General features: G+C 35.8%; 20 protein-coding genes. 10 read left to right on the forward strand and 10 right to left on the reverse strand.

Annotated features, from left to right (window positions below; all coding sequences use genetic code 11):
* Positions 1-93: 93 nt before the first annotated feature.
* On the forward strand, positions 94-567 hold the full coding sequence (locus OL225_RS13415; protein ID WP_047377149.1) for a hypothetical protein: 474 nt from the start codon (positions 94-96) through the stop codon (positions 565-567).
* Between the two features lie 62 nt (positions 568-629).
* Here the strand turns inward: OL225_RS13415 and OL225_RS13420 are convergent, their stop codons facing one another.
* The 5 genes from OL225_RS13420 to OL225_RS13440 all read right to left on the reverse strand — a co-directional run bounded on the left by OL225_RS13420 (position 630) and on the right by OL225_RS13440 (position 5100).
* The gene (locus OL225_RS13420) at positions 630-1172 is read right to left on the reverse strand and encodes a lipocalin family protein (protein WP_047377150.1); all 543 of its coding nucleotides are present in this window, start codon (positions 1170-1172) and stop codon (positions 630-632) included.
* 75 nt (positions 1173-1247) lie between these two features.
* The gene (locus OL225_RS13425; protein ID WP_264518592.1) at positions 1248-1982 is read right to left on the reverse strand and encodes a LytR/AlgR family response regulator transcription factor; all 735 of its coding nucleotides are present in this window, start codon (positions 1980-1982) and stop codon (positions 1248-1250) included.
* A gap of 97 nt (positions 1983-2079) precedes the next feature.
* Entirely contained in the window at positions 2080-2496 is a 417-nt protein-coding gene (locus OL225_RS13430; protein WP_264518593.1) for a DUF6326 family protein, read from the reverse strand.
* Positions 2497-2508: 12 nt separating this feature from the next.
* Positions 2509-3201 carry a DUF4386 domain-containing protein gene (locus OL225_RS13435; RefSeq protein ID WP_264518594.1) on the reverse strand — a complete coding sequence of 231 codons (693 nt, stop codon included), beginning with the start codon at positions 3199-3201 and terminating at the stop codon, positions 2509-2511.
* Positions 3202-3306: 105 nt separating this feature from the next.
* Positions 3307-5100 carry a histidine kinase gene (locus OL225_RS13440; protein ID WP_264518595.1) on the reverse strand — a complete coding sequence of 598 codons (1794 nt, stop codon included), beginning with the start codon at positions 5098-5100 and terminating at the stop codon, positions 3307-3309.
* 134 nt (positions 5101-5234) lie between these two features.
* On the opposite strand from OL225_RS13440, the gene OL225_RS13445 reads away from it, so the two are divergent.
* From OL225_RS13445 to OL225_RS13455, 3 genes are all read left to right on the forward strand, one after another.
* A complete protein-coding gene (locus tag OL225_RS13445) occupies positions 5235-6152 on the forward strand; it encodes an SIMPL domain-containing protein (protein ID WP_264518596.1) in 918 nt (305 codons plus the stop codon).
* A gap of 188 nt (positions 6153-6340) precedes the next feature.
* Positions 6341-7015 carry an SIMPL domain-containing protein gene (locus OL225_RS13450; RefSeq protein WP_264518597.1) on the forward strand — a complete coding sequence of 225 codons (675 nt, stop codon included), beginning with the start codon at positions 6341-6343 and terminating at the stop codon, positions 7013-7015.
* 200 nt (positions 7016-7215) lie between these two features.
* On the forward strand, positions 7216-8406 hold the full coding sequence (locus tag OL225_RS13455; protein WP_264518598.1) for a vWA domain-containing protein: 1191 nt from the start codon (positions 7216-7218) through the stop codon (positions 8404-8406).
* A 287-nt stretch (positions 8407-8693) separates the two neighbouring features.
* Here the strand turns inward: OL225_RS13455 and OL225_RS13460 are convergent, their stop codons facing one another.
* Positions 8694-9899, reverse strand: coding sequence for an NAD(P)/FAD-dependent oxidoreductase (locus tag OL225_RS13460; protein ID WP_264518599.1), 1206 nt, complete (start codon positions 9897-9899; stop codon positions 8694-8696).
* A gap of 115 nt (positions 9900-10014) precedes the next feature.
* On the opposite strand from OL225_RS13460, the gene OL225_RS13465 reads away from it, so the two are divergent.
* On the forward strand, positions 10015-10395 hold the full coding sequence (locus OL225_RS13465) for an STAS/SEC14 domain-containing protein (RefSeq protein ID WP_047377160.1): 381 nt from the start codon (positions 10015-10017) through the stop codon (positions 10393-10395).
* A gap of 66 nt (positions 10396-10461) precedes the next feature.
* Here the strand turns inward: OL225_RS13465 and OL225_RS13470 are convergent, their stop codons facing one another.
* The gene (locus OL225_RS13470) at positions 10462-11664 is read right to left on the reverse strand and encodes an MFS transporter (RefSeq protein WP_156118415.1); all 1203 of its coding nucleotides are present in this window, start codon (positions 11662-11664) and stop codon (positions 10462-10464) included.
* A 182-nt stretch (positions 11665-11846) separates the two neighbouring features.
* Here OL225_RS13470 and OL225_RS13475 point away from each other — a divergent pair, with 182 nt between their 5' ends.
* Entirely contained in the window at positions 11847-12746 is a 900-nt protein-coding gene (locus OL225_RS13475; RefSeq protein WP_047377161.1) for an AraC family transcriptional regulator, read from the forward strand.
* Positions 12747-12961: 215 nt separating this feature from the next.
* Here OL225_RS13475 and lipA read toward each other — a convergent pair whose 3' ends face one another.
* Positions 12962-13828, reverse strand: coding sequence for a lipoyl synthase (lipA, locus tag OL225_RS13480; RefSeq protein ID WP_002981042.1), 867 nt, complete (start codon positions 13826-13828; stop codon positions 12962-12964).
* Positions 13829-13944: 116 nt separating this feature from the next.
* On the opposite strand from lipA, the gene OL225_RS13485 reads away from it, so the two are divergent.
* Positions 13945-14577: a hypothetical protein gene (locus OL225_RS13485; RefSeq protein WP_264518600.1), complete on the forward strand. Its 633-nt coding sequence runs from the start codon at positions 13945-13947 to the stop codon at positions 14575-14577.
* A 107-nt stretch (positions 14578-14684) separates the two neighbouring features.
* Here OL225_RS13485 and OL225_RS13490 read toward each other — a convergent pair whose 3' ends face one another.
* Positions 14685-15245, reverse strand: a complete 561-nt coding sequence (locus OL225_RS13490; RefSeq protein ID WP_047377164.1) for an RNA polymerase sigma factor — start codon at positions 15243-15245, stop codon at positions 14685-14687.
* Positions 15246-15431: 186 nt separating this feature from the next.
* Here OL225_RS13490 and tyrS point away from each other — a divergent pair, with 186 nt between their 5' ends.
* Complete coding sequence (gene tyrS, locus OL225_RS13495; protein WP_264518601.1) at positions 15432-16727, forward strand: tyrosine--tRNA ligase; 1296 nt, start codon at positions 15432-15434, stop codon at positions 16725-16727.
* Positions 16728-16804: 77 nt separating this feature from the next.
* Here the strand turns inward: tyrS and OL225_RS13500 are convergent, their stop codons facing one another.
* Complete coding sequence (locus OL225_RS13500) at positions 16805-17224, reverse strand: hypothetical protein (RefSeq protein ID WP_264518602.1); 420 nt, start codon at positions 17222-17224, stop codon at positions 16805-16807.
* Between the two features lie 201 nt (positions 17225-17425).
* On the opposite strand from OL225_RS13500, the gene OL225_RS13505 reads away from it, so the two are divergent.
* Both OL225_RS13505 and OL225_RS13510 read left to right on the forward strand, forming a co-directional pair.
* Complete coding sequence (locus OL225_RS13505; RefSeq protein ID WP_264518603.1) at positions 17426-19399, forward strand: ATP-binding protein; 1974 nt, start codon at positions 17426-17428, stop codon at positions 19397-19399.
* The gene (locus tag OL225_RS13510; RefSeq protein WP_047377168.1) at positions 19389-20027 is read left to right on the forward strand and encodes a response regulator; all 639 of its coding nucleotides are present in this window, start codon (positions 19389-19391) and stop codon (positions 20025-20027) included. Before OL225_RS13505 ends, OL225_RS13510 begins: the two co-directional genes overlap by 11 nt.
* Positions 20028-20067 lie beyond the last annotated feature (40 nt).

Genomic DNA, 20067 nt, shown 5'->3' on the forward strand with positions numbered 1-20067 from the left:
TCTATGCAAATGACGGAAAATTATGTGGCAGCGACAATATAAATTGATTTTTTCTATTTTTGACGAAATTTATTTAAAACAACAATAAGAATTATGTCTAAATATGATGATGCTTCATGGCATTATGGTGGTGATTTTCCTGAAGGACTTCCTCAGAAAAACGGAGCAACACATACAGGAATGTTCCTGAACTGGTGCATTCAGAATGATCTGATTTCTGATGAACTGAAAGAAGATGGTAAAGAGGAAATTGAGAAATTAAAACGAAGAGAAATTACCGGTGCAGAATTCATTATGGATTCCTGCGACGGGAAATTTTCTGAATATGACCTGAATGAGCTGGGAAATCTTTTTGCAAAGGATTATTATGCAGATGATACCGATTTCGGAAACAGACACAGCTCATTTGCTGATGATTATGTAAATATTTTTGATGCTAAAGCAGAGGAAAATGACTATGAATATGAAACCTTCTATCACATTGAGGATACCTATGAAAACTATGATCTGATGAAACAGGTTATTGATCACCGTTTTGAGGAATGGAAAGAGTATATTAAAAACTAAAGAGCGAGAGAGCAAAATCACTGAAATCCATCAATTTTTCTACGATTTTGCTCTTTTACTTTTTATTGATTATGCTTCACCCAGATCAGTTCATCGGTATTATAACCTATTTTTTTTGCTTTCTGAATGAAACGCTGACGAATGCTTTCCGGAATATTTGTTGTACGGGAAAGAATCCATAAATATTTTAAACTGCTTCCTGCTACCAGGGCATATTGATAGTCTTCATCAATATCTATGACATTGTAACCAGCCCAGATTGGTTTAAAAAATGAAACTTTCAGGCGGGCTTCCGTAGTATCTTTTACAAATTTTGCTTCCCCAATCGATTCATTCCATATTTTTTTTATGTAGTCGAACCCTTTATTTCTGACCTGAACTGTTCCATCCGAATTCTCCGTATATTCAGCAGTAACATTATCCATATTTTTTTCAAACCTGTAATCAAAACGGGCGATCTCATACCATCTGCCAAGATATTTTTTAAGATCAAAATTCTTTACCGCAGATGCTCCTCTGGGAATTCTTACAGAATAGGAATTAAAAACGATAAGCCCTAATGCTCCCAACGAAACGGGGAGTATAATTTTATGAATAGTTTTCATGACAGAAATATTTTTGTGTGGTTCTTATAAAAACTTCAAAAATAATGCCTTAAAGCTGTTAAGGAACAATAAATTCTATGAAAATACCTTCAGGAAATTATCTTTAAAACTACCTGAAACTTCAATTTCTGTATCGTCAGACAACATTACAGTTCCGCTTTTATGATAAGATTTTACGAAACCCGTATTGATAATATGGGAACGGTGAACTCTCACAAAAGGGCTTTCCAACAGATCATCAAAGTGTTTTAAAAACCGGCACACCATTTTCTTGGAACCGTCGGTAAGATAAACCTGTGTAAAGTTTCCATCAGCCTGAAGTCTCACAATATCTTCAGTCTTTACGACATCAAATCCCTGCAGGGTTGGAAGAATCAGCTGCTGCTTTTCTGGTTTTAATTTCAGGTTTTCAAGCAGGATCTTATTCCGGTTGAGTTCTTCTTTTTTCTCAAGGCTTTCCACCACTTTATTCACCGCAAGAATCAACTCCTGAATATCAATAGGTTTTAAAATATAATAACTTGCCGATTTATTTAAAGCCTGCAAAGAGTATTGTGAAAATGCAGTAATGAAAATGGTTTCATAGGAGAAATCTTTGGTGGCTTCCAGAACGTCAAAAGCATTTCCAAAAGGCATTTCTACATCGAGAAAAACCAATTGAGGCTGCTTTTCAGCAATCAATGGTACGGCTTCTTTAATATTTTCAGCTTCACCAAGAATTTCCACCTGCGGGCAGTATTTGGTAAGATAGCTTCGTAAAACTTCTCTTGCTATGAGTTCATCATCTACAATGACAGCTTTTATTTTCATTACATCAGATTTTAGGTGGCGGATAATAGGTTGCAGGTGCAAATTAGGAATATTTAATCAACCTTACAATCTTACCCAAACCATCTGTGGATAAAGGCTATACTTTCTTCCAGCACCATGCGTACTTTACGATTAATATTGTAATGATGCATTCTACCATTGCAAGGAAAACATAAAACAAATACCAATCCGAGAAGGAAATAACACCAATAAACAACATAACCAAAGTAAAAAATGTACCAAAAATGATGTTGAGAATTCTGTTGATCACTGGTTTCAGGATCAGAGAAAGAAATACCATCACCGCTGGAATTGCCAGAACAACAGAAGCAAGAAATAATTTCGGCGGAGAATCTAATAAATTGGTTCCTTCCACCAGACCGCGTGCTTTCCCCGGAGTATAAAGCTCGAAATAATCACCGTACAGATAGCACAGAGTAACTGAAGCCCAAAGACCTGCCAATATGATTTTCACATTGATCTGTACATCTTCAAATTTTGTAGAATTGTTCATGGTTATGATTTTTTAATTTATTTTTTTATTTCGTATCCCAACCAGCAGCAGCCACAAACAGGTTCCTATCTCTCCTATTGTTGCCGGTAATGTAATATAACCTGATATCAGGTAGTCTGAAAAATGAGGAACTGCAATTCTTCCAAAAACGTTGATCAGATATCCAAAACACCCCAACATTAAGAAGATGCCTAAAACTTTGGGTAAGAATCCTGACTTATACACCAGATATCCAAAAGGGAAAAGCCATAATCCCCAGAAAACCTGTGCAATTAAAAGTCCTTTGTTATAATTGCTCAGCAGGAACATTATTTGGCTCTGCAACTGCTTTACATCAAACACTTTTAAATAATCCGTTTCTTCAATAATAGTAAGAACAGAAAATTTGTTTTGGAGATTGATAAAGGAAATAGGAATACTGATAAGGGCAAGAATAACCATCAGTTTTGCATAACGATCATCTACAACTTCCAATAGTTTATACAAAACTAAAGGAAGTAAAGTAAAAGCAATATAACAAATAATGCTGCTTGCTATACTTACTCTGAATAACTGCACTGAAGACGAAATATTTTGAAAAGTCAATGCAGAATTTTCCCAGACGATCAGCTTTGACGGAACGTACATTAAACTGAAAAATCCGGTTATTATAACAATGAGATAAAAAAATCCCGCGAGTCTGGCTGTTTTGGTAGTTGTAGTCATTTTGGGTTACGTTTTTATCTGTTAAGACAATAACTTATTCAAAATGGTTACAGAGTTTTTTAGCTGGAAGTAAAAGATAATAGGTGAAAGACTATTCTCAAGGGTTTATGGCATTTTTATTTTTATAGTAACCAAAACTCCGTTATCATTTGACTTATCTTTTACAGAACAGGTAATATCTTTTTTGTACAGATCATTCAGAAGCTGAATTCTTTCCAGCGTATTTTTCATTCCTCTCCCTTCTCTGGTTTTTTGATGCTGGGTTTTCTGCTTTTTACTTTCTTCAATTCCTATTCCGTTGTCTTCGATAAGAATTTTCAGATGTGATTCATTTTTTTCAAAGTTTAATTTTAAAAATCCTTTTTCTGTTCTGTAGCGGAGTCCGTGCCATATTGCATTTTCCAGAAACGGCTGTATCAGCATTCCCGGAATCTGCAGGTTCTGCATATTGAGGGCTTCATCTACAGCAATCTCGTAATCAAATTTATCAGCAAAACGCGTTTTTTCAAGAGCAAGATAATTTTGGAGAAGATCAAGCTCTTGTTGGAAAGGAATAAAATCTTCGGTAGAATTTTCCATTACACCACGCATCAGCTTGGAGAATTTTGTGAGGTATTGATTAGCTTCCAGCTCATTATTGGTCGCGATAAAATGGTTGACACTATTTAAACTGTTAAAAATAAAATGCGGATTCATCTCTCTACGCAGCGACTGAAGAGCAATTTTCTTATTTTTCGTCTGAACCTTTTTCAGCATTCTGAAAATAAAAATAACTAATCCGGTAAGCAATATTAAAACTCCGATCAGACTGTAATTAAAGACATTTTTCTTTCTGATAAGTTCGTCTTTAAGTTCTCTTTCTTTTTCCAGCTGTGAGATTCTCTGCTCTGTATCTTCCAGAATTTTATTATCAACGAGGCTTCTGTCTTTGGAAACCAGGTTCGGTAGTTTTCCCAAAAAATCTCTGTACAATTGAACAGAGGCATCAATATTCCCTGAAATGGCATACAAGCTGTCCAGTTTTTTTACGCTTTTCTGTGCTTCTAGTGTATGGCCTTTGTCCAAAGCAATTCCGTAGGCATTTTTCAACAGATCTACGGCTTCTTCCGGATCATTTTTCTTAATATAAATATCCGCAAGCTCCTGGATCTGGTTAACTTTTTCCTGAGAGTTTTCTTTTACAAAGTCTTCTTTCAGCACCTTCTTTTTGGCTTCAATAGCTTTCTCAAAATTTTTGTTTTCAACGTAGAGATCTGCGAGTTTTTGATTGATAGCCAAAGCTTGCTTCGGAGCTTCTTTTTTAGAGATTTTATAAGCTGTATTCAGGTTTTCTTCAGCACTGGAGACATCTTTCTGTTTCAGATTGACATCAGCCAGCTGGCTGTAACTTTCTGCAAGGTCTCCCTGTTCGTTTTCCTTTTTAGTCAGATTGATGTTATTCTGAATTGCTTCTGCTTTCAGTTCGGGTGTAGGAGAAGAAAGTCTTGCCGCATCATTAGAATTCACGGCTTTACTTTTTTCGCTATAACTCACTTGTGCTGCCATGCTGTAATTGCTGATGGCAGGTGTTATTTTGTTCTGTTTTTCCTGTGACTGTGCTAGTCTTCGGGTTGCTTTTTCAATATTGGGTTTGTCATTGAGTTTTTCATACAGCTTTTTGGCTTTTACATAATATTCTTCACTTTTCGGAAAGTTTCCGCCATTGAAAAATGTTTCACCGATATTATAATAAGAATCTGCCTGGGCAGGTTCATTTTTTGTGTCCATTGCTTTTTTCAGCTTCTTCGTTTCTACCTGCACTTCTTCCACAGCAGCACTGCTGTTATTAGTGGTTTGGGAATACATTATATTTCCAAAAAGCACCAGTAAAAAGATAGTAAAGAGTTTAAGCATTTTCATAAAACAAAGATATACATATATATAGTCTGCTCAAAAACTATTCACCAAGTGAAGTTTCCCATTCACCAAGTTGAGTCTCTGATACTGTGACCGTAAGGCTAAGTTTGAGGCAAAATAATTCAAATTTAAAAATCATGAAAAAACTAACATTTACATTTTGTATCATCACTGCATCTTTTTTTAATCTTTCAAAAGCACAGGTTGGAGGAAACCAAATCTACAAAGACAAAAATAACGCCGATTATTCCGCTCCCAGAAATCTCACTGAATTTAACAATACCAATAGTTATTTCACCAACGACTCTACACTGATTGTTAATGTAAAAATATTGATGAACAAGCCTGCAGACCGTTACAAAATCACACTCGGACTGAATGAGGAAGCTGACACTCCAAAAATTGCACTGGAGAATATCAATAAGAGAATCAATGGTTTTATCAAAAGGATATCTTCAATGGGAATCAAAACTGATGATATTTTTGTGGATTTTATTTCACAAACGAAAGTCTATGATTACAACATCAATAAAGACTCACAGGTAACCACCCAGAAAATGGATGGATTTGAAACTAAGAAAAATATCATTATTACAGTAAACAAGCACTCAATGATTGAAAAGCTGATCTCTGAAGCTTCCGATTTCCAGATTTATGACGTTATCAAAGTAGACTATATCAGCAATGATATTGATAAAATTCAGGAAGATCTACTCAAGGAAGCATATTCTGTTTTTGACAAAAAGAAAGGAAACTATTTTAAAATGTTTAAAAAGGAAATTATCGGAAACCCTACAGCTACATCCGGTTTTACATATGTTTTCCCTAAAAGTCAATATCAAAATTATACAGCTTTTGAAAGTGCGAATGTCACCTATGGATATGACACCAGGTATGTAAAGAAGGAAGAGAGAAAGTCAAAAACCTTTTATTATGACGGTACAGATTATATCGGTTTTGATAAGGTCATCAATAATGCTGATCCTGAAGTGGGCATACAATATATCATGAACCTCAACGTAAAATATGATCTGAAAAAGAATAAAGAGAAATAAAGTAAAAACATCTCTTCATCATCTTAATAGCTTAAAAAATCTAACAGTTTAAAAAAGTCTTTTTTACCTCATTCTTCTTTTTACAAAGGCTCACCAAGTGAAAGCTCCATTTCACCAAGTCTTCCGGAATCCGGTAACTGAACTGTGTAATTTTACATCAGTAATTAAAAATTTAAAAACAGGAAATTATGAAATTGAAACATTTTTTATTAATCGGAATTTTAACCCTTGGAAGCTTTGTAAATGCTCAGGAAGTAAAGAAAAATGCAATTGAGGTAACAGGTGTTGCCGAAATGGAAGTAGAACCGGATGAAATTATCTTCAGCATCGGAATAAAAGCAGATAACAAAAATGATCTGGCAGATAATGAGAAAAAGTTATTTGAAACTTTAAAGAATGCAGGAATAAAGAATGAAGACATCAAGTTCAAATCTATGTATCAGAATATCTATTCTAAAACAGCTAAGTTTTCTAAGAACTATCAGTTTAAAGCCAGCACAAAATCAAGTCTTAGCAAAATTTTTGAAGACCTGAACCAAAAATGGGTAAACAGCCTGAACATTACAGAGGTAAAGAGTACTAAAATTGCAGATTTCAGAAAAGCAGTTAAGATCAATGCTTTGAAAGCCGCTAAAGAAAAGGCAGATTATTTATTGGAAAGCATGGGTAAAAAGACAGGAAATGCTCTTGAGATTGTAGAGATAGAAGATTACACCAGTGATATGATTATGCCAGCAGCTTACAAAGGAAGAGCAAGCAATATTCAGTTGGAAATGGCTGATGCTCCGGTAGATTATTCTTTTGATAATATTGAGAATATCAAGCTGAAATACAGCATCAAAACCAAATACGAAATCCTTTAAAATAACAGATTAAAAAAAGACAGCTCCTCTGGAGCTGTCTTTTTTTGCGTGCTGCCAAGTTCACCAAGTCAAACTACTGATTCACCAAGTTTCCCAGTTTACAGCCATAAATAGGGATAATTTTACTTTAGGAATTCAAAATAATAAACATTGAAATCCTATTACCTAATTACAGCAGACAACTTATAAAAAATAACAATATGACAACTTTAAAAATCTTAGCACTTGCAGCGGGTACAGCTTTTTTAAGCTCTGGTAATATTCCGGACAACCGCTCTACACAAAATAATGTTGACAGCCATTTATCTATACAGAAAACAGCATTAGTTCCGGCCAGTTCAACTTTAAAGGACAATAAAATTCAGGTTGCTCTTTTACTGGATACTTCCAATAGTATGGACGGGCTGATTGATCAGGCAAAATCGAGACTCTGGAATATTGTGAATACTTTGACAACTCTAAGGTACAACGGAAAAGCTCCCCAGATTGAAATTGCCCTGTATGAATATGGAAACGACGGAATCCGTGATGAAAATTATATCCGTCAGGTTGCTCCTCTCACTCAGGACCTTGATCTCATTTCCGAAAAATTGTTTGCATTAAGAACCAATGGAGGCAGTGAATATTGCGGTGCTGTCATTCGTGATGCTTCTGCCAACCTGAACTGGGACAGCAATGATAAAAGTATGAAGCTGATTTATATTGCCGGGAATGAAGCATTCGATCAGGGAAAAATAAATTATAAAGACGTGGTTTCAAAAGCAAAGGATAAAAATATTTACACCAACACCATTTTCTGTGGAAGCCGGGAAGAAGGAATCCAGACTTTCTGGCAAAACGGAGCATTATTGGGAGGTGGGAAGTATTTCAATATCGATAGTGACAGAAAAGTAATCTATATTGAAACTCCTTATGACATCAGAATCTCCGAATGTAATGCAAAGCTGAATGATACGTATATCTATTACGGAAATCACGGTTCGGAATACAGATTAAAGCAGATCACACAAGATAAAAACGCAGAAATGCAGTCAGCATCCAACTTAGTGGAAAGAGCCGTAGCCAAATCCAAAAAGAATGCTTACAAAAATGATCACTGGGATCTGGTAGATAAAGCGGAAAAGGATGCCGGATTTATTGCTAATGTAAAAGAAAGTGAACTTCCTGCCGAGCTGAAAGGAAAAAGCAAGGAAGAAATTCAGAAAACGATTACGGCAAAATCTGCTGCTCGTGATAAAATTCAGAAAGAAATTGAAGACCTTTCCAAAAAACGCCAGTCCTATATTGACGGAGAAATGAAGAAACGTGGAACTGATGATTCTGACGATCTTGGAAAAGCCATTGAGAGTTCTATTCTTGAACTTGCAAAAAAGAATGGGTATAGTTTGTAGTTGAACAGGCAGTCTTTTTGTGACTGCCTGTTTTTTTCTAACCACCCCGGCAAAAATTCAAAGAATTTTTGCCACCCCTCCAGAGGAGGAGAATTGAGCCCTTTCTATCGAAGTATTTGTCAAAGTATCTTTTACTACATTTCTTCAAGTAATTCAAGTAGGATTCCTGCGGAATGACACAATTGGAACAGCGTTTTATCCAGGTAGTTTGTCATTCCGTAGGAATCTAAATAAACTTTTGTGTACAAGATATCTGCAGAATCTGAAGTTTAAAATGAAGCACAAATTTATCTCCCAAATTTAAAATACCTTGATAATGGATGTTTTTTGTTCTTCATAAATAGAGAAGCCATCTCCATCCCTGTTACTGAAAAAGTAATTCCGTTTCCTCCGAAGCCCAATACGAAATAAGAGTTTTTAAACTTTTCATGTTTGCTGATATAAGGTAAACCATCTTTCGTTTCGCCAAAAGTTCCAGCCCATGTGAAATCCGTATAAAAATGATAATCAGGTTTTATTTTTTTTAGATTTTTAAGGATCTCTTTTTCTTTTTTATTGAGGAGCGCGTCCCGTTTTTCAGCGCCATAAAAATCTTCGTCTCCTCCTCCGATAAGAATTCTTCCATCATCGGTAGTCCGCATGTAGAGATAAGGATCATTGGTATTCCAGACCAGTGTACTGCTGATATTTTTAAACTTGTCTTTGTCTATTTCAGAAACGACTGCATAGGTACTTTTGAGATTAACAAAGTTTTCTTTCAGCAGGTTTTTACTTTCATAACCAATACAGTAAATGATCTTTTTTGCCTTGATCTGAAATCCACTGTTTATGGTAACCAGATTAAAACCTTTATGTTCAACTACTTTTATCATTTCAGTCTTATCAAATACCTTCAATCCTTTCTTTACATTATGCATAAAAAGTTCATGAGCAAACTGAAAAGCATCAATACTTGCTCCTTGCTTGGATAAAATACCGCCATATGCATTCTCAAATTCAAATTTTTCCAGAATATGTTCTGCTTCTAGCCATTGTACCTCAAATCCGTTTTGTTTTCTCGCTTTATATTCTTTCTTCAGCCATTCTGAATCTTTCTTTTTTGAAGCAAAATACAAAGACTTTTTTCGTTTAAAACCTGCTTTGGACTTGATCAATTTTGTGAGTTTTTCTATCGAATCAATCGCATCACTGCAGGCTTTATAGCTTAAGACAGCTCCTTTCTCACCTATTTTTTCTATTAATTCATAGAGAGGGACATCTATTTCGTACTGCAGCATTGAAGTCGTCGCAGAAGTGCTTCCATTACAAAGCTCTCTTTTATCAATAAGGATTGTATCATACCCGTCTTCTATCATCTGATGGGCTATCAGACTTCCTGTAATACCGCCTCCCACCACAAGAACATCACATTTTTCATTTGATTTTAAAGACGGATAAGATGCCATTAACCCATTTTTTAAAAGCCAGAAAGGTTCATTTGATTTGAGATCCATATTAATATTTTATGTTGAAAGTAACAATATTTATACCTTTTTTAACAATTTTTCATCAAATTCTGGTTTAATTATTGTAGTTCTTTTAAACTCAAACCACCATAAAATATTTATTATGATAACAATTATTCCAGAAGCCCCGGAAAATGTTGCAGCATTCAATGCAACGGGAGAAGTAACGAAAGAGGATTTTGAAAGACTGGTTATTCCGCGTGTAAAAGAGAAGGTAGAGCAATTCGGTGAGCTGAATTATTTATTGTATTTGGATACCGATCTGGATAATTTTACCATGGGTGCATGGCTCGAAGATTTGCTGTTAGGATTGAAAAATCTTACCAATTGGAATCGGTCAGCCATTGTTACTGACAAAGAAGGTATACGTGATTTTACCAGTATTTTCAGTGTTCTGATGCCGGGAGAGTTTAAATCTTTCCCCAAAGAAAATTTATACAATGCCCTCTACTGGTGCAAAAACGGAGATGAAGTGGAGGCATAAAACTTATCTTATAAAAAATCGCCTGTTTCAGTGAAACAGGCGATTTTATTTTTAACTATGACTCATTTATTTATCACATGATACACATTCAGCAGCCACTTCTTCTTCATTTTGAGTTTTTGAACCGTACAGGTATATATATCTTATACTTATCACCACTCCTATAAAAGTCATCCCTACACCTACCAGCGATGGATAGTTGAATGAATAGCCATATTCCAGAGGAATTCCCCCCAGGAAAGCTCCCATTGCATTGGCAATATTAAAACCAGCCTGCATAAAAGCAGCGGCCATCATTTCGCTTTTTGGAGCGGCTTTCATCATCATAATATTGATAGGTGATGCAATAGACATGGATAAAGCACCACACATAAAGGTGAGTACCAGAGCAATATTTTTATATTCTGCAAGGAAGAAAACACCTCCAAGAGAAATCATCATCAGGAAAATGAGAAGAGCACAGGTTTTTTCAGGTCCTAATTTATCTGAAACAATACCTCCCACCAGATTTCCAACTACCATTCCGGCTCCGGCAAGAACCATCACATAGGCCATCTGGCTGCTCTTAATTCCGGCAACAACGGTCATCAATGGTGTAATATAGCTTAACCATGTGAAAAGACCTCCAAACCCTATCGCTGTAATGGCAAGAACCAGCCACGACTGTTTATTTTTAAGGAATTTCAGTTCTTCCAGGAAGTGTGTATTTTGGTTGGATTCCATTGCAGGAAGCCACAGTTTCAGAAATAATATAGCAAAAAGACCAATCGCCGCTACGATAGCAAAGTACAGTCTCCAGTGAAATGTATGCCCAATATAAGTGACCAGTGGAACCATAGCCAGATTGGCGACCGTGAGCCCCGTAAACATCATCGATATATAAAATGCTTCTTTCCCTTTTCCTGCCATTTTTGAAGCGACTACTGTTCCTACTCCAAAGAATGCTCCATGAGGAAGCCCGGACAGAAAACGAATAATCAGCATGCTGTTATAATCGGGAGCAATAGCAGAAAGTCCGTTAAATATTGTAAAAAGGATCATAAAAGCTATCAAAACTTTCTTCGGAGGAAATTTTACTGAGTATCCGATCAGAATCGGAGCTCCGATAACGACTCCCATAGCATAAGCAGAAATTAAATGCCCGGCCTGCGGGATTGTGATCTGTAATGTTTTTGCAATATCCGGCAACAGTCCCATCACGGTAAATTCCGTAGTTCCTATTCCCAAACCACCTATAGCCAGTGGTATTATTCTTTTATCAATCTTCATTGTATCTAAATCTTTTTTCTGAATTAATTTCTTTCAAATTAAAAATACCTGAGTGTCTTCATTTTGAAAGTGCAAAAGTCGAAAGAAAGTTTGAATTTCACTCCTCTTTGAATGATAAAAATTTGCTCCATATTAACCTTTTTATTTAATTTTATATTCAGAAACAATCAAATGAGAACAAGATGAAAATCCAGAAGGAAATTATTGAATTTGAAAAAGGGAAATCGTTCAAACTATTTGCCCCTTCCCTGAAAAACTGTTTTTTCTGGCATTATCATCCGGAAATCGAATTGGTCTATGTAGAAGCGGTGAACGGAATCCGGCATGTAGGAAAAGATATTTCTGCCTTTACAGACAGTGATCTTTTATTGATTGGATCTAATGTTCCCCACCTTAATTTTGATTATGGTATTCAAACAGAGTGTCAACAGCTTGTGTTGCAGATGCGGGAAAGCTTCCTTCAGGATATTATTCTTCCCGTCCCGGAATTTGAAAATATTAAAAATCTTTTGGAACGTTCATATCTTGGGCTTTCATTTTCCGGAGAAACCAAAAATACAGTAGTTGAAAAACTACAGGTCATTAAAGATAAAAACTCTTTTGAATCATTGGTAGGATTAATTGAAATTCTACAGATCCTAGCCGATTCTACTGAGGTAAAAGAACTCAATAAAGAAGATACCAGAATCAAGTGGTTTTTGAATGATAAAATCAGAATGGGAACCATCTACGACTATATCCATGAAAATTATGACAGGAAGCCCAATGTCAACGAAATTGCAAAAATTGTAAGCCTGAGTACTCCTGCTTTCTGCCGTTATTTTAAGAAGCAGACGAATATGACCTTTACAGACTTTGTTAATAATTACAGGATCAATCAGGCTAAAATATTCCTGTTGAAAGATTATTCTGTGACCGAAGTTTGTTTTCAGGTAGGATTTGAAAGTCTTTCTTATTTTAATAAACTATTCAAACAGCATACGGGAGAAACCCCTTCTGAATTTAAGAAGAAACATTTTAAACCGATTGAAATCAATGGCCGGATTGGTGTGATCACAAAGGAATCGGCTTGTAATAAGTAGTAAATAAAGTTTGTAGCGTAAGGTGTGGAATGTAGTAAACCACCCCGGCAAAAATTCTTTGAATTTTTGCCACCCCTCCTCCAGAAGGGAATTATAGAAATCGTTATTACAAATGGAGTCCTTCCACTCCCTAATCCCTAATCCCTGCAACCTATCATCTACTACCTGCAACCTACTCTAAACAAAAAACCGCTCATTGCTGAACGGTTTATATTTTAATGAATATGTTTTTCTGCGTGGTAAGAACTTCTTACAAGAGGAGAACTTTCAACATGTCTGAAACCTAAACTTCTTGCAAAATCTCCGAATTCATCAAATTCTTCAGGAGTGATGAATTTTTTTACAGGAAGATGTTTTTTAGTTGGCTGCAGATATTGTCCAAGAGTAATAACATCTACATTAGCGTTTCTGATATCTTCGATAGTCTGGAAAACCTCATCTTTGGTTTCACCTAATCCAAGCATTACACCCGTTTTGGTTCTTCTTTGTCCGGCTTCTTTCAGGTATCTTAATACTTCAAGGCTTCTTTCATATTTCGCTTGAATTCTCACTTCTCTGGTAAGACGTTTTACAGTTTCCATGTTGTGAGAAATCACTTCCGGAGCTACTTCTACCAGTCTGTCAAGATGTTTTGTAATACCCTGGAAATCAGGAATCAGGGTTTCCATCGTAGTTCCCGGAGAGATTCTTCTTACAGCATTCACTGTTTCTCCCCAAAGGATAGATCCCATATCTTTCAGATCGTCGCGGTCTACAGAAGTAAGAACGGCATGTTTGATCTTCATTAATTTGATTGATCTTGCTACTTTTTCAGGTTCATCCCAATTTACATCAAGGGGTTTTCCTGTTTTTACGCCACAGAATCCACAGCTTCTTGTACAGATATTTCCTAAAATCATGAAAGTAGCTGTACCTTCACCCCAGCATTCTCCCATATTCGGGCAGCTTCCGCTTTGGCAGATTGTATTTAATTTATATTTATCAACCAAAGTTCTCAGCTCTCTGTAATTCTTTCCGGTAGGAAGTTTTACGCGGATCCATTTTGGTTTTTGAACGGTAGTGTCTTGAACTGAATTTTCCATTTCTAAAATTGAAGTTCAAAGTTAAGAATTTTTTAATGGAAACCATCAACCGGAGATATTGATGAAACTGATAATTCAAAATTTCATTTGTATATTTATCTCTTCAAAATATTTCTATGAGAAAAATAGTCTTTCTTTTATTCGCAGTATGTGGAACATTTTGCCTTGCTCAAAAACAATTCCAGCCGGCGGGCTCTACCCTTCTCGAAACAGTAGACGGAGATCTTGATGGTGATAAAATTCCTGAAAAAGTAATCATCTACACGACAAAAGATGAGGGTGAGCTGGGAAAAATCCGTGAAATTCAAATTCTGAAAAAAATCAGTGGAAAATGGACAATTTTTGAAAAATCAAGAAACGCGGTTATGGAAAGCAGTGCCGGAGGTATGATGGGTGATCCTTACGGAGAAACTAAAATAGAAAAAGGCATTCTGATCATTTCTCAAAATGGCGGAAGCAGCTGGAAGTGGGATGTTACAGACAAATATAGATTTCAGAACGGACACTTTGAACTCATAGGAACCTCCTCAACTTCAGGAAGACCTGGAGATTACTGGAAGGATATAGATTTCAACCTTTCAACAGGGCAGTTGAACTATACAAAAGAGGTGGAAAATACAGCTGAACATGGTAAATCTTTGAAGGAAACCTATATTAAAAAAGGACTAAAGATTAATCTGCAAAACAGAAATCAGGAAAAACAGCAAAAAATAGTTCTTCCGAAAACAAAAGAAGAAGTTTATTTTTAAATAAAGGTTTTAAAATTTAAGTTTTGGCTAAAGCCAATTGAATTTTATTTTTTTAGCAAACGGGCTAAAGCCCGTTTCTATTGAATATCCTGTATTGATTTATAGGCTTAATGATCATCAAACTCATTATTCTTCAACAGTTCGGCTAAGACTTTTTTAGCACGCATGACCCTTACTTTGGTATTAGCTACAGAAATTCCCAGTTCTTCAGCAATTTCTTTGATGCTTTTTTCTTCAAAAAACCTCAACTTGATAATATCCTGATAGTTGGCATCCAGAGATTCTATGGTTTTGATGATTTTCTTCTGCTCTTCTTCCGAAATCAAAAGTTCTTCCGGAGACTTTGCATATTGATTTTTAACTTCATCAAGATTTTCAACAGCATCTTCATTCTCCCGGTTCTTTTTTCTCCAGAAATCGATAACAGTATTTTGAGCAATAGTGAGAATCCAGGTTTTAAACTGAAAATGAGGATCAAACATATCGAGTTTAGACAATACTTTTGAAAAAACATTTACGGTGATTTCATCGGCATCGTTTTCATCTCTTACCTTTTTCATGACAAAGGAGAAAACATCCACCCAAAAAACGTTGATGAGTTTAGTCTGGGCCTTCTGATCTTTATCCTTGGCCTTCTGTATGAGCAGGAATAGCTGTTCGTCATTCATTAATAACAAATATAGCGTATTTGGGGCATAATTGCAAAAGGGAAAACAGCGAATCTGCTTCTGCTTGCAAAGTTCTCATCAAAGCATTTTCAGGTTTCCACGAATTTGCTTATTTGCGGTTTCTGCTTTTTCTCTTCCTTCTGAATTTACTATCTTTGCCTCTTAAAATTTTAAAGTTAACAATCAATGAATTCCTTTATAGAAGAACTGAAATGGCGTGGTCTGTTTGCCGATATGATGCCAGGAACCGATGAACAACTGAATAAAGAGGTAACTACTGCATATATTGGTTTTGATCCTACTGCCGATTCTTTACATATCGGAAGCCTTATCCAGATAAAAATTTTAGCTCACTTCCAGCAGCATGGCCATAAGCCGATTGCTTTGGTAGGAGGTGCTACAGGAATGATTGGAGACCCTTCCGGGAAATCAGCTGAAAGAAATCTACTGGATGAAGAAACTCTTTTACACTATGTTGACTGTTTAAAGAACCAACTTTCAAAATTCTTGAATTTTGATGGAAATGAACCCAATAAAGCTGAATTGGTGAACAACTATGACTGGATGAAGAATATTTCTTTCCTTGATTTTGCTAAAAATGTTGGGAAAAATATTACCGTCAACTATATGATGGCTAAAGATTCAGTAAAGAAAAGACTTTCCGGAGACGCAGGTGTTGATGGAATGAGTTTTACAGAGTTCACCTACCAGTTAATTCAGGGATATGATTTCCTTCACTTGTACCAAAACAACAATGTAAAATTACAGATGGGAGGTTCTGACCAGTGGGGAAATATCACTACAGGAACAGAATTGATCCGTAGAAAAGCTCAGGGAGAAGCCTTTGCATTAACGGTTCCTTTGATAACAAAAGCTGACGGTTCTAAATTCGGAAAGTCTGAAAGCGGAGAAAATTATTGGCTTGACAAAAAGAAAACATCTCCTTACAAATTCTACCAGTTCTGGCTGAATGCTACTGATGATGATGCTGAAAGATTCATCAAGTTTTACACTTTCCTTGGAAAAGAAGAAATTGAAGCTTTGATTGAAGAGCATAAAACAGCTGCACACGAAAGAAAGCTGCAAAAGAAACTTGCTGAAGAGGTAACAGTTTGGGTACATGGAAGAGAAGAATATGAAAAGGCACTCAAGGCTTCCGAAATTCTTTTCGGACGTTCTACTGCTGAAGATCTGGTAAGCCTTGATGAGGAAATATTCCTTGAAGTTTTTGACGGGGTTCCTCAGAAAGAAATTGCAAAAGCTGATGTTTTAGGGGTAAATATTGTAGATCTTCTTTCTGAAAAATCAGGTTTCTTAAAATCTAAGAGCGAAGCACAAAGAGAGATTAAAGGAAATGCGATCTCTGTCAACAAGCAAAAAGTAAATGATACTTTTACGGCTAATGAAACTGATCTTATTGACGGTAAATTCTTATTGCTGCAAAAAGGTAAGAAAAGCTACTTTATTGTTAAGGTAGATTAATCTTAATACCATAGTAAATATAAAAACAGGCGCAGAGATGAATCCCAGCGCCTGTTTTATGTCCTAAAAATTTGATATTAAAATGTATAGCTTGTAGAAGCTGATAAATACTGTCCGCTGGAAGTTCCTTCTTTCTTAAGTTCTCCGTCTACCCAGATCTGAACCTTCAAAGTAGCAGAAGCATCCGGTCCGATAGCATTTACTGCAACATTGGCACTGTATGCTCCCGATTCTGATGTCACCTCAGGGCTGCTCCACGTTGATCCGCTAAGACTTGATGCTGTAGTGGGGTTACCGTCAATTCCGTACACCGCTACATCAATATTACTGCCTGATGAAGCGATTGCCTTAAAAACTACTTTATGACTTTTTCCTGCTCCATTCACATTGTTGTCATCATCATCATTACTGCATGAAGCTGTAAACCCAATAAGCATTACTGCTATTACTGCCACAAATGCACCTCTTAACAGCTGGTTCATTCTCATTTTTTTCATAATCTTTTTGTTTAAATTTTAGTTACTATATTGAATATTCTATGATTAATGATTTGATGTCTGCAAAGCTATGAGCATCACTTATGTCTATCAATCCTGAAAAATCAGTAATTTTTTCTACCTAAATTCAGGTATTTTTTATGCTAAAATTTTTAATTAAATTGAGCGTTTAAAAAAAATATTTTTCAGATTTGATTTATAATGAAGAGATTACTTGCCCTACTAAGCCTATTCTTATTTTTTAAATTGCAATCCCAGCAAATCATTCCGCTTAATGAGAAATCTTATATAGACAGCTTACAAAGCATTATAAAGGGAAATCTTCCGGATACTTCAAAAGCAACGGCTTTTTTTCTTTTATCTAATTATTATAGAAACAGTGATTCTGTTTTGAGTAAAAAATACCTTGAAAATGGGAAGATACAGGCCCGAAACAATCCTTTCTTTTCAGCAAAATATTATTATTACGAAGGACAATACAACCTGGACAGAAACAAAAGGAAAGCGGGTATTTCTTATCAGCAGGCTATCAAATCTTTATCTAAATTTAAAAATGAAGAATCCGATTTTTTTCAGGCACTGGCCTGGTATAGCTATGGAGTTACCCAAAAAGATAAAGAGGGATATATTCCTTTAGTCAAAATCATGCTTGAAAAAAGTATTCCCCTGGTTGAAAAATATGAAAACAGTAGAAATTTAGGTTTCTTATATACACAGCTTGCAGTGATTCTTACTTATAATGCACAGTTTAAAAAGGCAGAAGATTATAATAACAAAGCATTGAAAATCCTTGAAAAACAATATCCGGAGTCCGCTGAATTATTTTTCACATACCTCAATTCTGCCAACAATTTCTGCTATCAGGCCAATGGTGATGAAGCTGAAAAGTTTTTACATAAAGCAGAAAAACTCATCCGTCCTTATCCGGAATCTTCCTCCAATGCATTCTATTATTACAGTAAAACCCTTTTGTATATTACCCGCCAAAAAAATGCAGAAGCACTCTCGGTGATAGAAAAAGGGATTTTTTATGCAAAAAAATTCAATCAGAATCTTCTGGCTCAGATGTTTTATTTCAATAAGTATGATATTTTAAAGAAACTTAAAAGGTATAACGAAGCCAAGACTACTTTAGAAGATGTTTTAGCAGAAAAGTCCTTGGCCATTGATCTTAACAACAGAAAAACTTTTTATAAGCAGCTTTCTTTACTCAATGAAGAAACAGGAAATACCAAAGAGGCACTCTTATGGGAGCAGAAATATTCTAAACTCAACGACAGTCTGAACACCGAAAATGTGAAGCTGGAAATCAACAAACTCGAATCCAAATTCAATACGGCTGAAAAGGAAAGAAAAATAGCGACTTTAAATGCCGAAAAAAATCAAAAGGATCTGGAAGTAAACAAGAAGAACTCTTATTTATGGGGAATGGGTCTTGTTTTACTGCTAGCATTAAGCCTTCTGGCCTTTCTTTTTATCATTTTCAGAAAAAATAAAAAAATAAACAAACAGAAAATAGAGGATATTAAACAAAAAGAAGAATTATCCCTTACCAAAGCTATTCTTGATGGTGAAGAAAGAGAAAGAGAGCGTATTGCAAGAGATCTCCATGATGGTCTGGGTGGAATGCTCGCAGGGGTCAAAATAAATTTTTCTACATGGTCTTCCAATCACCTGCATCCTGAAAAGGATCAGGAATTTTATAAAATCTTAGGTCAGCTGGACAATTCGGTAAGCGAACTCCGCCACGTAGCAAGAAATTTAATGCCTGAATCTTTGCTTAATTTTGGTTTGGAAACGGCCATACATGATTTATGTGAATTTTACAGCAGAAAAAACCTCGACATTGATTTTCAGGCTATTGATATTAGTAAGACATTACCTGTAAATATTCAGCTTAATATTTACAGGATTGTACAGGAATTATTAGCCAATGCCATAAAACATGCAGAAGCCAGCAGCATCTTGCTTCAATGCTCACAATCTGGTGAAAATTTTCTAATCACGATTGAAGACAACGGAAAAGGGTTTGATAAAAATATAGAGAACTCTACCAAAAGTATGGGACTTCGTAATCTGAAAAATCGGGTCAGCTATCTGAAAGGAAAAATGGAAATACATTCAGATGATCAGGGAACAGCCATTAATATAGAACTCAACATCCATGGAGAATGAGAAAATAAATATCATCATCGTAGACGATCATCCTATTGTCATCGAAGGTCTAAGAATGATGCTGCACAGCCAGCCTATTTTTAACGTAACGGGAAGTTTTACTTCCGGTACAGAAACGATCAGCTTTATTCAATCGCAGATGGTAGATATCATCCTCCTTGATATTACCCTGCCCGATGCCAAAGGAACAGAATTATGCAGAGAAATAAAGAAAATTTCTCCGAATACCTCGGTGATTATGTTCAGTAACCGCTCTGAACGGAGCATCATCATGCAGTCTATACAAAATGGGGCAAGCGGCTATCTTCTCAAGAATACTTCTATTGATGAACTTGTAATATGCATCAAAGGTGCTCTTTCCGGAGATATTGTTTTCTGCAATGAGACAAAACAAATCATCAGCCGTCCTTCCCAACATGATCTGCCAACACCACGGCTTACCAAAAGAGAAAAGCAGATCCTGCAGATGGTAGCACAAGGGAAAACAAGTAATGTGATTGCCGAGGAGCTGTTCTTAAGCCCGCTTACTGTAGATACCCACCGGAAGAATCTGCTTCAGAAGTTTCAGGCAAAGAATTCAACAGAACTTATCAATCTTGCGGTACAGCAACAATTGATTGAAAAATAAAAAACCGCTCTGGGAGCGGTTTTTTTGTATATAAATATGG

Source organism: Chryseobacterium viscerum, from assembly GCF_025949665.1.
GTDB classification, from domain to species: domain Bacteria; phylum Bacteroidota; class Bacteroidia; order Flavobacteriales; family Weeksellaceae; genus Chryseobacterium; species Chryseobacterium viscerum_A.